The sequence below is a fragment of the bacterium genome, assembly GCA_021108215.1.
GTDB lineage: Bacteria > Oederibacteriota > JAAXVQ01 > JAAXVQ01 > JAUVAV01 > JAIORK01.
The window spans coordinates 70,840-86,111 of sequence record JAIORK010000039.1 but is presented as its reverse complement, the minus strand read 5'-3'; the positions used below and the strand labels follow the sequence as shown (position 1 = coordinate 86,111).

9 protein-coding genes are annotated in these 15,272 nt (G+C 45.8%); all 9 read left to right on the top strand.

The features are described 5' to 3' along the window. Positions 1-546 precede the first annotated feature (546 nt). The 9 genes from K8S19_09535 (at position 547) to K8S19_09495 (ending at position 15,208) form a co-directional block, all read left to right on the top strand. On the top strand, positions 547-5,451 hold the full coding sequence (locus K8S19_09535) for a hypothetical protein (GenBank protein MCD4813917.1): 4,905 nt from the start codon (positions 547-549) through the stop codon (positions 5,449-5,451). After that, positions 5,448-6,665, top strand: a complete 1,218-nt coding sequence (locus tag K8S19_09530; protein MCD4813916.1) for a PorV/PorQ family protein — start codon at positions 5,448-5,450, stop codon at positions 6,663-6,665. Before K8S19_09535 ends, K8S19_09530 begins: the two co-directional genes overlap by 4 nt. Next, entirely contained in the window at positions 6,665-8,176 is a 1,512-nt protein-coding gene (locus tag K8S19_09525; protein ID MCD4813915.1) for a hypothetical protein, read from the top strand. The genes K8S19_09530 and K8S19_09525 overlap by 1 nt, the downstream gene beginning before the upstream one ends. Positions 8,177-8,181: 5 nt before the next feature. Next, on the top strand, positions 8,182-8,556 hold the full coding sequence (locus tag K8S19_09520) for a response regulator (GenBank protein ID MCD4813914.1): 375 nt from the start codon (positions 8,182-8,184) through the stop codon (positions 8,554-8,556). A 44-nt stretch (positions 8,557-8,600) separates the two neighbouring features. After that, complete coding sequence (locus K8S19_09515) at positions 8,601-9,527, top strand: radical SAM protein (protein MCD4813913.1); 927 nt, start codon at positions 8,601-8,603, stop codon at positions 9,525-9,527. A gap of 463 nt (positions 9,528-9,990) precedes the next feature. Beyond that, complete coding sequence (locus tag K8S19_09510) at positions 9,991-10,680, top strand: response regulator transcription factor (GenBank protein ID MCD4813912.1); 690 nt, start codon at positions 9,991-9,993, stop codon at positions 10,678-10,680. A gap of 3 nt (positions 10,681-10,683) precedes the next feature. After that, a complete protein-coding gene (locus K8S19_09505; protein ID MCD4813911.1) occupies positions 10,684-12,456 on the top strand; it encodes a HAMP domain-containing protein in 1,773 nt (590 codons plus the stop codon). Between the two features lie 481 nt (positions 12,457-12,937). Beyond that, positions 12,938-14,062 (top strand): putative porin, encoded by a 1,125-nt coding sequence (locus tag K8S19_09500; GenBank protein ID MCD4813910.1) that lies wholly within the window; start codon positions 12,938-12,940, stop codon positions 14,060-14,062. Between the two features lie 306 nt (positions 14,063-14,368). Then, positions 14,369-15,208, top strand: a complete 840-nt coding sequence (locus tag K8S19_09495) for a PstS family phosphate ABC transporter substrate-binding protein (protein MCD4813909.1) — start codon at positions 14,369-14,371, stop codon at positions 15,206-15,208. Positions 15,209-15,272 lie beyond the last annotated feature (64 nt).

Below are 15,272 nucleotides of genomic sequence, written 5' to 3'. Positions count from 1 at the left end.
CCTCCACTGCATGACTTAAATATATTGGGGGTTGACATTACCCATAGATAGGGGCGCAAGTTATTGCGCCCCTACATGATGGTGTGTTAAAAAATAGTAGAGACGTTGCATGCAACGTCTCTACGGAAAATCCGGATGGAACAGATCAGGGCGTGATAAATCACGCCCCTATATATTGCTTGTGGATTTAAGGCGCGATTGACCCGGTACGTTGATTAAGCCCTTATCCCATCCGCTTTTCTTCCTAACCCCTCGGCAAATGCTTGATTTTTTGATATTTTTGTTTTTTACCTCTGCATTTTGAAGGTTTTAAATTTGATATGTAATAGTATGAAAAAATATCCGAAAAAGTTCAAAATATACTTTCAAAAATACCTACATGTGTTTATAATAAAAAAATAATTAAACGTTTTAAATTTAGTTTTTTTTATAGCAGTCGAAACTTACCAGTGTGGGTATTGAATCCACAGTCGGGGAACTGGTAGTTCCAGTTTATTAATCAATGATTTTTTTTTGCAAAAGGCCTATTTAACTCGGGGGGGATTTATGAGACAAATCTGGTATTCCATGAAATGTTTGGTTTTTGCCGCTCTATTTTTGTTTTTTTCTATTTTAATCACACAACCGACATTTGCATCCGGCTCACCCCATCAATTATCCGGTTATGCTACTTCAGGTGTCAATCCAACTGTGGTATTTGTTGTTACTGATCAATATGGTAATGGTGTTCAAGGTGTCCCGGTTACGGTTGCGACTTCAGCCGGTGCGCTTGATGTAACTGCCAACAGTACGACAGCGGGTGGCACGATGACGGTTCAGCAAAGCGGTGGCAGTACTGGTGACAATATTACAGCGACTTGCGCGCAGGTCTCATCAGGTTCGCCATATACTATTACAACAGCAACATCGCAAAATGTTACAAGTTCGGATGAAGTTGTTTTTTGGTTTGATGAATCCCGTCAACTTGTTAATGCCGTTGCAATAACACCGGCCAATAAAGTCATTACAGCAACATCTAATTTTGTATTTGATGAATATAATAATACAAGTGATTACAGGTATTTAACAATTGGTAGGTATAGTAATATTTCGCAGGGTGTATCTTCGCCGGCGCAGCTCAGGGTATATCCCGGGACTTATAGTGCTGGTGACAGAATTCGTATAAACGAGACAACTGTTTCCGGGTATGATGGAGATGTTTATTTTTCGTCAACCCAACCCAGTTATTTTTTAAAAGCATATGCAGTTGATGGTGCAAGTCCGACGGTTTGTGCGGTTGTGACTGATTTTAATGGTGTCGGTGTTTCGGGCATTAGTGTGGATGTGACAGCTTCCAGCGGGAACTTTGTTGTCGGCAGCGGAACAACCAGTGAGGATGGTGTTGTTTGGTTTTATCAGGAAAATGGCAGCTTGGGGGATATAATCACCGCTACATGCCCGAATCAAGAAAAAACATCACCGGTGATTATTACAACTGAAAGTAGTCAAGTATTAGATGCAGATGATGTTCTTTTTTCATGGTACGCACGAAAAAAAGGACTGGTGTATACTGCTGTCGTAGATGATTCGTCAAATGTATTGGTTACCTCTGCAGCAATATCCAGAGATACACCGGTAGATATCAATAATAACCCTGATTTTAGCCCGACGATGGGAACTTTTATTGATCAAACTTCCGCCCAGCCGGCGGTTACTTATGTAGGCAGTGGGACATTCAAGTCCGGGGACTTGTTGCGGATTTATCAAACAACCATTTATAGACATCCCGCTTATTACCATTCGCAAATTAAATTACCTGCAAGTGAATCACAATATTTATTGGCATTTGCTTCCGGCGGATTGAATCCAGATGTTTGGGCGGTTGTAACGGATGAATCCGGTAATGCGGTCAAAGGTGTTCCAATAACATTTTCAATGCCGACAGGAGGGACATTGGAATTTACCAGTGCCGCCACTAGTTGGAATGGTGTGACAAAAACTTCGGTTTCCGGTGAAACCGGTTTAGGGAATACTATAACGGTTTCTTCGGTGGGATTGGGTGAAATAATAATATATACATCCAATTCCAAATTACTGACTGCAACAGATCGTGTTTATGGGTGGTATGATCCGGAAACGCATAAATTTTTTGGTGCGGTTGTTGATACTGAGAGTAATATTATGCTGGAAAACGGCACGACTATCACGGACCGTAACACAAGCGATGAAACTGCGGGCAATAATGTGCCGACGTATTCAGCAATGTCCAGTCAGACCGATGCTTTGCCCTGCGTTGGTCATATTGGTTATGGGACCATAGAGGCCGGGGACTATATTCGTCTCAACCAGACCACGACCAGTGCTGACTGGGATGTGGTTATTACCGCCGATGCTGACCCGAGTAAATTTTTAGTTGCTTTTGCAGAGGGGGGAGCAGGCGCAGATATTCGTGTATGGGCTGTTGTTATGGATGATAAAGGAAATGGTTTGGAAGGTGAATCGATTATTTTTTCAGCAACCCAAGGCAGCATGAGTTTGTCTAATACAATGACAGGTTACGGTGGATATGTTATTTCGGAGCATAATAGCGGTGTGCTGGGTAATACAATTACAGTAACTTCCGGTAGTCTGCCGCCTATTAAAATATTTACAGCCGATGCGTTAACCCCGGGAGGGGATGACTGGGGGATTGCATGGTACGATGCTTCCCGCTTAACTATATGGGGTGTTATTACAACTCAGGAAAACAATATTATCGGGTTAAACAGCAGTTATAGTAATCCAATAAATATTTATGATAATTCTGCAAATAATAAGGGCTTCAATGTGGCCGGTCCGGTTGGACATAATATGGCTCGTGAAATATATCCTCTAAATCAGTGGCGGATTGCTTTTGGGACGGTTGGGACCAATGACGAAGTTACATTAAACATGGGTTATACGACAAATTATCCTGATGTTTTTATTCGGGTTAATTCAATGAAAAATAGTTATTTATATGCTTATGCATCAGAAGCCGCTAATCCATCTGTGAAAGCCATACTTATGGATGGCGATGGCATAGGTATTGAAGGGGAAAATATCCATTTCAGTGCATCTGCCGGAAGTATGAGTGGTGGTCCAACCTGGCAAACAAAATTTGACGGAACAGCGGAATCAAGCCAAACCGGAGGAGCACTAAATAATATTATTACAGTAAGCGTTACCGGTTATCCTGATGTAAAAATTCAAGCAGTTAATTCAGGCGGGATACAAAATTCTTCTTATGCCATTTCTTGGTATTCAGAGCCGACCCAACAAGTAAATACTATAATGGTCAGATACCCTTGTTACAATGTGAATGTTAGTGACGCAACTCCGGATGTTCAATATTCAACTGCTGACTATACCAGTAATAATAAAACAGTATCGGTAACAAATTCCAAGGAAAATTCATGGGAGACTCCAACTTATGCTTATATTGCGCAGGGTACCAGTGCGCAGAATGATCAAATTATCATTCGGACTGCCGGTACTTTTGCCTCGGATGATGCGATTATTACTTTGCCGGAATCACGCTCAAAGTATCTTTGGGCATTTGCTGAAGGAGGGGCTGATCCTAAAGTTTGGGCAATTGTGACGGATGAGAATGGCAACGGAGTGCCGGATATACCAATACATTTTTTATCTTCCGGCGGTTCAATGAGTATCACTGATGCGGTTACAGATGCAGCAGGCCTAACAATATCAGCACAAAGCGGTGGTAGTACGGGAGATGATATTATTATTTCGGCAGCCGGCATAGCTAACACCATTACGGTTAGAACAATAAATGCCTGGAATCGGGATGGTTCTACAAAAGTGACAGCTTGGTATGATACGGTTAACAGGGGTGTTTGTTCCGCCTTTGTGAATGTGCCGAATAATATTTTGGCTTTATCAACTGATGCAACATTTTCTGCTGTTGATCGTACCCCGAATTTTAGAACCTTTGCAATTGCAAGCCCGGAAGTTGAACAGACCCTTATTTATCCTGCACATACAACAGTTACTGCGGGTACGGAAGGTGAAGGTGATCAGATTTGGATTACTGAAAATACTGCAGGTGCTGATCCTGATGCAATATTAACCCTATCCGTTCCGACATCTGAAATCGTATCCACACTCATCGTCTCGCCCACGCAGGTCAGCATCGGCCAGAATATCAATGTCACCATGTCAGTGTTTAATAACGGCAGTCCCGATGCGCTAAGTGTAAGTCCGACCGCGCTGGCAGTCACCGGAAATGCTTCTCAACTATCAGGTCCCACACCCGGCGCCTGGGCCACCATCCCCGGGGGGGAGAGCCGTGATTTCACCTGGGTTTATCAGGTGGACGGTGCTCTGAGTGATGTTTTATTGAATGGCAATGCGTTTGGTGTGGATTCTTTTACCATGACCGGGATTACTTCGACTGCCACCGATTCCAATACTGTGACTGTGCAAACACCGGTGAATTTGAGCTGCACTTTTTCGGCAGATCAGTATGCGGAGATCAACCGGGAGTTTGACTTGACACTCACGGTCCGCAATGCCGGTCAGGCCACTGCGTTGATTGCCGCACCCGTCAATTTGACCTGGACCGCTTCGGGCAATGCCTCGGTGGCGGTGGTGGGCAATACCAGTCCGGCCACAGCAACTATTCCCGGCGGCGGCAGTCAGGATTTTACCTGGCTCGTGACTGCCGGGCCGGAAATCGGTACGCTTACTTTCAATGCGGCGGCCCAGGCGATTGACTACAATTCGGGAAACACCCTTACCGCAATCGCGGTTGATTCCAATGTTGTGAACGTTATCCAGGGTCTGTTAAATCTTGTCCGGACATCCAGTTCGGAGATGCGGGTTTATCAGGGTCAGAAGGGATTGGCTATTGTCATGGAGGTTCAAAACACCAGTGTTAACCCGATCACCATTACCGCCTCGGCACTGGACTTCAACGGCAGTCAAGCCGGCTTTACTGTGAATCATGCTCCTGCCAACCCGCAAATTGCACCGCCGCAATCCAATTTCACACTCAACTATACAGTGGATGTTTTGCAGGACGCGCCCTTGGGTAATGTGGTGATTGACGGTTCGATACTTTGGAGTGGTGAGGGACAGAATCTTTCCGCAGATGGCTGCGCTGCCACCGCCTCCTGGACTATTTTGAAAGCTTTTAATTCTTTGCGTCAGAATTATCCCAACCCTTTACGGCTGTCCCAGCAGGACTATACGACCTTTGATTATTTTGTACGCGAGGATGTTGATGTGACCATCAAAATTTACAATCTCGCCGGTGAGCTGGTGGCCAAGCTCTATGACGGCAGACCCGGTGTGGGGCAGCACACGATTCGCTGGTATGGGGATAATGGTAATCCCAGTGACCGCGGGAAAACCGTAGGCAGCGGGGTGTATGTTGCTGTTTTTCTGATCGGGGAGTATAAAGAAATGAAAAAGGTGGTGGTGATCCGATGAAAAATTATAAAAGATTATTCTGCGTCGCAGTCATTCTCATCGGGACCGCATCTGCGGTACAGACATCTGAACGGGGAACCACTGGTGCGGATTTTCTTAAAATCGGACTGGGCGCCGGTGCGGCCGGTATGGGTGAGGCTTTTACAGCAGTGAAAGGTGATGTCAATGCCATGTTCTACAACCCGGCCGGTCTGACCGGCCTGGAAATGAATATGCTCTCAGCCACGCATTTGAATTGGATTGCGGAGACGCAGTACGAGGCATTGGCGTATGCCCGGCCGGTTGTTGGGGTGGGCACACTTGGAACAGCGATTTATTTCCTGCATATGCCTGAAATACCCAGTCTGGATGTGAATGGAAACAGCACCGGGATGCTGCAAGCCTATGATCTGGGTGTGCAGTTTTCTTATGCACGGGATATATCGCCGTTTGTTCATCTGGCAGGTTTATCAGCCGGTGCGAGTTTGAAGATTATTCACCGGAAGCTGGCTGATCTAAGTGCTTCCGGGATTGCGCTCGATTTGGGGACATTGTATGCCATGGATGAGCAGCTTACGTTTGGGTTGTCATTTCTCAATTTAGGATATCTTTCCAGTTTTGATGCGGAGTCTGAGCAGTTGCCAATGATGATTCGCGGCGGCGTTGGCTATGAAATGAGGTTGGCCGGCCGGCATGCTGTTTTGGGAACACTGGATTTGGTGCAGGCGCTGGACAATGTGATTCATGCCAATCTCGGACTGGAATATTCTTTTGCCGACATCGTCAATCTGCGAGTGGGATATAAACTGGGTTATGATACCGAGGGACTTCAGGCCGGTGCCGGTGTACAGTGGCGGACGATGGCGATTGATTATGCCTTTAAGCTGATGGATATTTTCGGCGGGACGCATTTTTTGACAGCGTCACTGGGATTCGGGACATCGGTCAGGACTATGCAGGCGGATGAAATTAAAAAAATTCTGCAGCAAGCCGAGGCGATGTATTCGCAAAGCAAGTATGCCGAGGCTTTGGAAATTGTGGAAAAGGCTATTTTGGTGGATGCTGATAATCAACGGGCCTTGCAGTTGCGGGAAAAACTTAAAACCGTATTGATGATGCTGGAGATGCCTCAAACCGAGGTGACACCGGAGGAACCTGTTGAGTCATTGCCGCAGGAATTAACCCCGGATGAACAAGAAGAAATGGGTGCGCCACAACCTGAGGAGGTACAATAATGATTGTCAAACGACTTGCCCTGGCGGGACTCATGATTGCCGTCCTACTGCTGACCCCGGCCCTCTATGCGGAGGAACCGCCAAAACACGGTAAAGCGGCGTATGCCTTTGATGAGGCGATTCAATATTATCTCAAAGGCGATTCCCAAAAATCCATTCAGTTGCTCAATGATTCACTTAAACTGGAGCCGGACAATGAGAAAGCCAAAGTTTTTTTACTCAAAATATTGGTTGAGCGCGGGAGCCGCCTGTTTTTAGCCAAGCAGTATAAAAAATCCTATACGTATCTCTCTCAGGCCTACAATATGGACCCGGAAAACCGCCAAGTCAAACAGATGTACCAGCTTGCCGCCAAGCAGCTGCGTCCGCGTGGTCAGGGCGGTACGATGATTATTATCCCTGAAAAAATGCAGGAAGAAATGCTTAAACAAGAGGCTGAATCATACACCGTTGCCCAGGGAGGCGCGGATGTTAAACTGGCAAAGCAATCAGGCAAGCGGGTGGTCCGAAAAGGGACGAAGCACCCGGTCGGGGATGCCGGCGGGACTGCACTGGGAAGTGAAAAGCAGGTGCAAGGATACGCCGCGATGGCCGGTCAATCCGAGTCCGCGACAACAGCGGAGATGGCCGGTGTTTTTGCTCAGGAGTATGCTAAAAATGTTTCCGCCATGTCTGAACTGCTGATGTCCTTTCAGCAGCAGCAGGCAACCCAGGTTTCGCAATTTTTGGCACCGCTGGAACGCATTCAGAATCTTTATTATGAATCAGAAAAAGACCGCAAGAATTTTATGAATCAGCTGGATAACCGGTTTAAAAATGTACTGGGAAATGTTTCTTTTCAACAGCGCATGGTTGTGTATGGTTTTATCGGCGCACTCTTGATTTTGGGCGCAATTGTATGGGGGTTTTTCCTGATTTTGAGGAGGATGCGTTCCAAGCGGGAAGAAACCATCATGAAATATCAGCAGGAAATGTTGAAAATGGTTCGGGATATGTCCGGGATGCCGGGGAATTCATACACAGCGCTTCCCGGCGGCTATGGTATGCCTCAACCCGGTTATCAACTGCCGGGTGTTGCCATGCCGCAGATAGCAGCCAATGCGCAAATGGGCGGAATGGGAATGCCGCTTCAGCCTGATCCGGTCATGCAGCTGGAGCAGATGACCAAGACCGGCAATTATAAGGAACGCTCTTTGGCAGCTGTAAAAATGCTTGATTTGGATGCGGAAAGGGCCATGGATATTATCAAACAAATGATTACCGATGCCGACCCTTTTCAGCGCGAAAGCATGGCATTTGCCTTGGGAGAACAGTACCATCCCTTGACATTGGAATTTATCATTGATTGTTTGCAGGACAATGAAAAAAGGGTATCTGCCGCAGCGATCAGGGCTTTGAAACGGATCCAACAGCAACCGGAAGAAGTTGTGCCGGTAGAAGCGCAAGATGAAATCCGCACGGCGCTGCAAACTGCGGAACCGAATCGGAAAAGTAAAAAAGCAAAGGGGTAGAGGGAATGTCAAAGAAGATACTTGTTGTCGATGATGAACCGGCAATTGCCCGTTTGGTCAAGATGAGTCTGGCAGTCGAAGGCTATGATGTCAGAACTGCGACCAGCGGATTTGAGGCGTTGGAAGAAGTGGCGGCATGGCATCCTGAACTGATTGTGCTCGATATTATGATGCCGGGCATGAACGGTTATGAGGTGTGTGTTGAGATAAAAAGCAAACCCCAGACCAAGCAGATAAAAGTGGTTTTTTTAACTGCCCGGGGGAATCCCGGTGATGCGCAGCAAGGATTCACGGTCGGCGGTGATGATTATATTATGAAGCCGTTTGATCCTGAAGAATTATTGGAAAAAGTAAAAAGCATTATCGGTGCCGGTGACTAAACCAGGTCACTCGAAATTTTTCCCATATGGGGCTCCAAATATAAATGGATTGTTCTAATCCGTCAATACTGGAAAATTGTCAACTATGTCCGCGTACTTGCGGTGTGAACCGTCAGGCAGGTGAACGCGGCTATTGCGCCTGCGATTCGGGTTTGTCCGTCCATTCTGTGGTGTTGCATAAGGGGGAAGAACCGGCTGTTTCCGGGACTCACGGAATTAGCAATGTGTTTTTCAGTCATTGCAATCTGCAATGCCGTTTCTGCCAGAACTATCAGATCAGTGATAATGCCCGGCCAATAACCAGCGGCCTGGAGCTTTCCCAAGTGATTGAAATGATTCAAGATCAGCTGGCCCGGGGCGCGGAAAATGTAGGCTTTGTATCGCCGTCGCATCTTATACCGCAAATGTGCATGATGATGGATGCGCTCAAGGCAAAAGGATGCAATCCGGTTTATGTCATGAACAGCAATGCCTATGATTGTGTGGATGTGCTGCGTACTTTGGAGGCACGTATTCAGGTCTACTTACCTGATTTTAAGTACATGGATTCCAAGCTGGCTAAAGTGTTGTCCGGCGCGGAAGATTATCCCGGGATTGCCGGAAAGGCTTTGCAGGAAATGTTCCGGCAGAAAGGGGAATGTTTGGAGTGTAACACTCGCGGGATTGCAACGAATGGCATGATTATCCGGCATCTGGTTTTGCCCGGGTATATTGAAAATACCCTGGAATGTTTGCGGTTTATCGCTCAAGAGCTTTCTCCGGAAATCCATATTTCACTGATGTCACAATATCATCCCACACCCCGGGTTAAAACCATGACGCCGCTAAACCGCGTGTTGCAGCCGCGAGAGTATGAACAAGTTCTCAATGAGATGGCTAAGCTCGGTTTGGAGCATGGCTGGATCCAGGAATTAGACAGTGCCCATGTTTTTTTGCCGGATTTTGAATCAGAAGATCCTTTTGCCACCTAAGCGGGTTCAATCATCGCGGAGAGGATTTTAACTGTTTTTACATTCCGGATAAGGTATACTTTTTTACATATCATGTAGAAATCACCTTGTCGCCGCCTACAAAAATATCGGGCAAAGCAAACAGCGTATTGGAAAATAACCATTCTGACCGGCTCGGCAATATTTTTATCTAAATAAAAAAAATGCGGCAGCTACTTGAATCGCCCTCAGTGCTTATTTTTAAAGGAAAAAACGCACCACGAGCTTCGGTGGAACATTAGGGAACACTATCGTCAAATCCGGCTCTAGCGTATGGATACAGTATCAGTTTTCCTTTAAAAATAGGCACTGAGGGCGAATAGAAGATAGTGTGTTTACTAACTTGGACGGCAGCGAATTGGGATGGCAGTGAAAAAATAACATAAAATTAATCGAAATCTAACATTAATGGGCTTTAATAATTGAAAACCACAGGATGGATGAGATGAGAAAAAAACAGGTACTTATTATTGAGGATGATGAAGATATTCAGGAACTGGTGGCCCACAATCTTACCCGGGAAGGATACACTGTCATCCAGGCGTATGATGGGGAAAAAGGGCTGCAGGAAGCCAAAAACAAGCAGCCGGTCATCATTTTGCTTGATCTGATGCTGCCGGAGATGGATGGTCTGGATGTTTGCCGCTATCTGAAAAAAGAGACAAAAACCGAGGAAATACCCGTGGTCATGCTTTCCGCCAAAGGGGAAGAAACGGATATTGTCACAGGATTGGAATTGGGTGCTGAGGATTATATTACCAAACCGTTTAGTCCCAAAGTGCTTATAGCGCGTATCCGGACGGTGTTGCGGCGCAAAGCGGATCAACAAAAACAACGTGAGTCCGGAAAAATTAGTGTGCATGACATTATCATCCATCCGGGCCGTCATGAAGTCCTGTATAAAAATAAAAAAATTGTGTTAACCATGACAGAGTTTAAAGTCCTGCAACTCTTGGCGCAGAAACCGGGCTGGGTATTTACCCGCAGCCGGATTGTGGACGGGGTCAAGGGAGAAGACTATCCGGTGACCGAACGTTCCATTGATGTCCAGATTGTCGGGTTGCGCAAAAAACTCGGGAAAGCCGGAGACTATATCAATACCGTCAGAGGTGTCGGGTATAAATTCGAGGAGTAAATCGTGTATAAAAGGAAATCGATTTTTTGGCAGCTTTTTACTTCTCATCTGGTTTTGGTAGGTTTTTCGGTATTGGCAGTTGTTTGGATTGCCCTGAGTATTTTCCAGCAGTTTTATTATTCAAATACAGCCGATAATTTGACCGTGCGTTCACGCTTGTTGGCCGGACAGTTGAGCCGGATGATACAGCAGGAAAAGTACACTGAAATGGACCGGATGATTACTTCGATGGGGAAAGAAACCGGTACGCGCATTACCATTGTTTTGCCGGATGGGCGGGTTGCAGGGGACTCGCACGAAGATGCGGCTAAATTGGAAAATCATGGTGACCGTCCGGAGGTCATCAGCGCAGGCAAACAAGGCATTGGGAGTTCGCACCGCTACAGCTACTCGCTCAAACAGTATATGATGTATACCGCGATTGTTTTGCGCGGCGAGGATGGCGTGTTGCAGGGGTTTGTCAGGACATCATTGCCGTTGAACGGATTGCAACAAGCTCTGCTGGCAATGAATAAAAAAATATTGCTGGGTGTATTCTTTATCATTATTTTGACAGCGGCGATAAGCTTTTGGGTCTCACAGCGCATGATTAAGCCGCTGGTGACCATCAAACAAGGGGCGGAAAAATACGCGGCCGGCGATCTGGAGCATAAACTCTATACCGATGGTTCGGAAGAGATTAAAAGCCTGGCAGATACGCTCAATATGATGGCGGTGCAATTGAAACAAAGAATTGAATCCAGCGAACATCAGCGTCAGGAACAAGCGGCTATTTTAACCGGGATGACGGAAGGGGTTTTGGCGGTCGATGGCAGGGAAAATGTTGTTTATATGAATTCGTCGGCCAAGCAGTTGTTTGAAGTGGAACCCAATTGGGATGTAGGGAAAAAAATACAGGAAATTATTCGGGACCCTTCTTTGCATGCGTTTATCGCGTTGACGCTCGTTTCTGAAGAATCCACGACCGCGGAATTAAAGTTTTATAAAAACGGCGAAAAAATGATGCGTGTGACCGGGGCGAAAATTAAGGCGGCGAATAATACCGTCAATGGCGCGATTATTGTTCTCAATGATTTTACCCAGCTGCACCGACTCGAGACGATACGGCGTGAATTTGTATCCAATGTTTCGCATGAGTTGAAGACGCCCATTACGCTAATACAGGGGTTTGTTGAGACATTGTTGGATGACAAACAGCTTACCCGGGATGAAACGCAGAAATTTCTTAAAAAAATAGAGAAACACAGTCACCGCTTGAATGCGATTATCGAAGATTTATTGGATCTCTCGCGTATTGAACAATTGGGTTTTGATAAACTGGAGAAGAAAAAGACGGGTGTGTTTGAGATGGTGGAAAACAGCATTCAGACGTGTATGAGTGCTTACCGCGATACGCAGGTTTCCATAAACAATTCCATTTCCAAAGAAATGCAGGCGGGTTTGAATCAACCGCTCTTTGAGCAGGCCTTGTTTAATTTGTTGGAAAATGCAGTGAAGTACAGCAATTCGAAAACACCGGTGGTTGTCAAGGGCGGCCGGGAAAAGAAAAAAAATATTATCGAAGTCCGGGACTTCGGATGCGGTATTGCCGGGGAACATTTGCCAAGGATCTTTGAGCGGTTTTACCGGGTGGATAAATCACGCAGCCGGGATGAGGGCGGGACCGGACTGGGGCTGGCAATTGTGAAACACATTGTTCAGGCACATGGTGGTGAGATCGCGGTGGAAAGCACACTTGAAAAAGGAACCTGTTTTAGAATAACCCTGCCGGAATAATCTACAATTATCTTCCAGCGAATAACATTTTTGTCCAAATTAAGTAGCCGTTCCTGAAAAAGTCAAATTGGAACTCATTTCCCGACGAAACCCGGTCAAACGATAGTAGGGAATGGTCGCGACCATTCCCTACTATCGTTTGAGACCTGTGCCATTGTTTCACTCCTATGCTGCAATAAATCAAAAGTTGAAAAAAAATTACAGTCCACACCCATGCAGTTTCTTCGTTTAATAACACGTACAAGTTTTTTTGCTGTTTTTTTAATATTTCCAACACCAGGTCCGGCTGCGGTTGAATAACTCAAAAAAAACATCTGCTTAATCAAAACGTAACATGCGATTGGTAAATCTGTATCAACGAAATGAACCCACAACGCTGCTTCAGAAGATCATCCTGACAGGAGGTGGCCTCCCGGATACAAAGCATGATGAAGTAATCATTCAAAGCAGTGTAGAAATAAAAAAAAATGGAGGAATGGAAATGACGAAGAAAGTTATGTTGATTGCAATGGGAGTGATGTTACTGGCAACAAGCCAGGCAGTGGCAGGTGAATGGTACGACAAAGTCAAGCTGGGTGCGGATCTGCGTTACCGGCATGAGAACATTGTAAAACAAAAGGACCGGGTTGTGGGAACGGATGTTGAAACCTATGATGAAATCCGCGACCGGCAGCGTGTGCGCTTCCGCCTGAAAGTGGAAGGCAAAGTGAACGACAACTGGAAATTGAAGGCCCGTTTGGCCACTGGTGGTCTGGGGACTGAATCCACCAACCAAACGTTAGACGGCGAATATGCCAACAAGATGTTTGATTTGGACCAGGCTTATGCGGAAGGCAAGCTCTTTGGTGTGGAAGACCCGATCGTGACCGCGCTTTTGGGCAAGATGAGTAATCCTATGGTCAACCCCGGTAAATCCCAACTGCTGTGGGACGGTGATGTGACGCCTGAAGGTGTGGCTGCGCAGTTTTCTTATTCAATTGCGGCGGTGGAAATTTTTAGTAATCTGGGTGGGTTTTGGTTGGATGAAAGAAGCAAGGAAATTGATAGTTTATGCTATAGCGGTCAGGCAGGTGTCAAAATGAAATTTGGAGGCATCAAACTGATGGTTGGCGGTGGTTTGAATGCCATTACCGATGCCTATAACACGTATGGCAGAAATATTAATGTGGGTGAAGCGTTTTTTGAAATGGGCGCTAAATTGGTCGGGCAAAAAGTAAAACTTTTCGGTCACTATGCACAAAACGGCGGCGCGGCCGGCGATGAGGTTGTTCCGCAGGGATCAACCAGCGGCGACCCTGAAACAGTGGATGTTTCCGCCATGGCTTTTGGCGCACAGTTCGGCAAAGCTAAAAAGGCCGGGTCGTATCAAGTGAAAGCAATGTATAAAAAATATGGCAACGGCTACCAGTTTATTTGGTCTGATTCCGACTTTGCCGGCGGGGCCATGGACAGCAGCGGTATTGTTTTGGCTGCGGCCTATGCGATATGGGACAACACCACCCTCGGTGCAACATATTTTATCAATAAATATGAAGACACCAACACCGGTGATTATTCTTCTCTGGAGTATAATCGTTTGCAGATTGATTTAAAGGTTAAATATTAATATGGAAATTAAATTGATTCCTAACACGAATCTAACAATAGAGCTGTATAAAAAAGTATTATCTAAATTAATAAAAAATATTTTATAAAAGTTTGAAAACAAAGGCGTGATCCACAGATTTTACGGATTTTTTGGATTAGATATAAAAGACAAAATATAACCGCAAATGATTTAAATTTTTTAAAATCGGCGTAATCTGTGTAATCTGCCGGTCCTGCGATTCATCTGTTTTAATATCAGAGAGCAGGGTGGAGTTGGATTTTGATTTTGCTTGAATAAAAAAACAAATAAAATGGAGGGTCTAAAATGAAAAAATTACTGGGAATTGCATTTGGCATCATGCTTATGGGATTGGGAACAGCAGCCATTGCCGGAGACAGTTTGCAGGTCAAAGGTTCGGACACCATGGTGCACTTGGCCACCAAATGGGCGGAGACCTATATGGCTGCCAATCAGAGTATGGAGGTTGCGGTCACCGGGGGCGGGTCCGGTACCGGCATTGCCGCGCTTTTAAATGGAACGGCTGATGTTGCGTGCGCATCACGTAAAATCAAAGGCAAAGAAGTGGACAGGGGCAAAGGTATGGGAATTGATATCATTGAGCACATTGTTGCGCGTGATGGGATTGCCGTAATTGTGCATCCTTCCAATAAAGTGGATGCGCTCAGCATGAAGCAATTGAAGAAAATGTATATTGGTGAATATAAGAAATGGAAACAGGTGGGTGGAACAAAAAAGAAGATTGATCTGCTTTCCCGCGACTCCAGTTCAGGAACCTATGCTTTTTTTCAGAAAAAAGTCCTGGAAAAAATGGATTATTCAGTGAGGGCCCGCCGTATGCCGTCTAATTCTGCGATTGTGCAGTCAGTCTCAGAGGATAAATACACAATCGGATATGTTGGATTGGGTTATCTGGCTGAGGCGGGAGATAAAGTGAAGGGGTTGGAAATTAAGGCGGATGAGAAATCAGCCGGTGTTTATCCTTCACAAGCAACCGTGGTGGACAGCTCCTATGTGATTAACCGGCCATTGCATCTTTATACCAACGGCCAACCCACAGGGAAGGTAAAGGCGTTTCTGGATTTTGTGATGAGTGTGGAAGGTCAGAAAATCGTTAATGATCTTGGTTTTGTTGCGATTAAATAATTGGACACGATAACCGGGCAACGGGGATCATGATCCCGTTGCCCGGTTGCTTTGCAGCGTTACA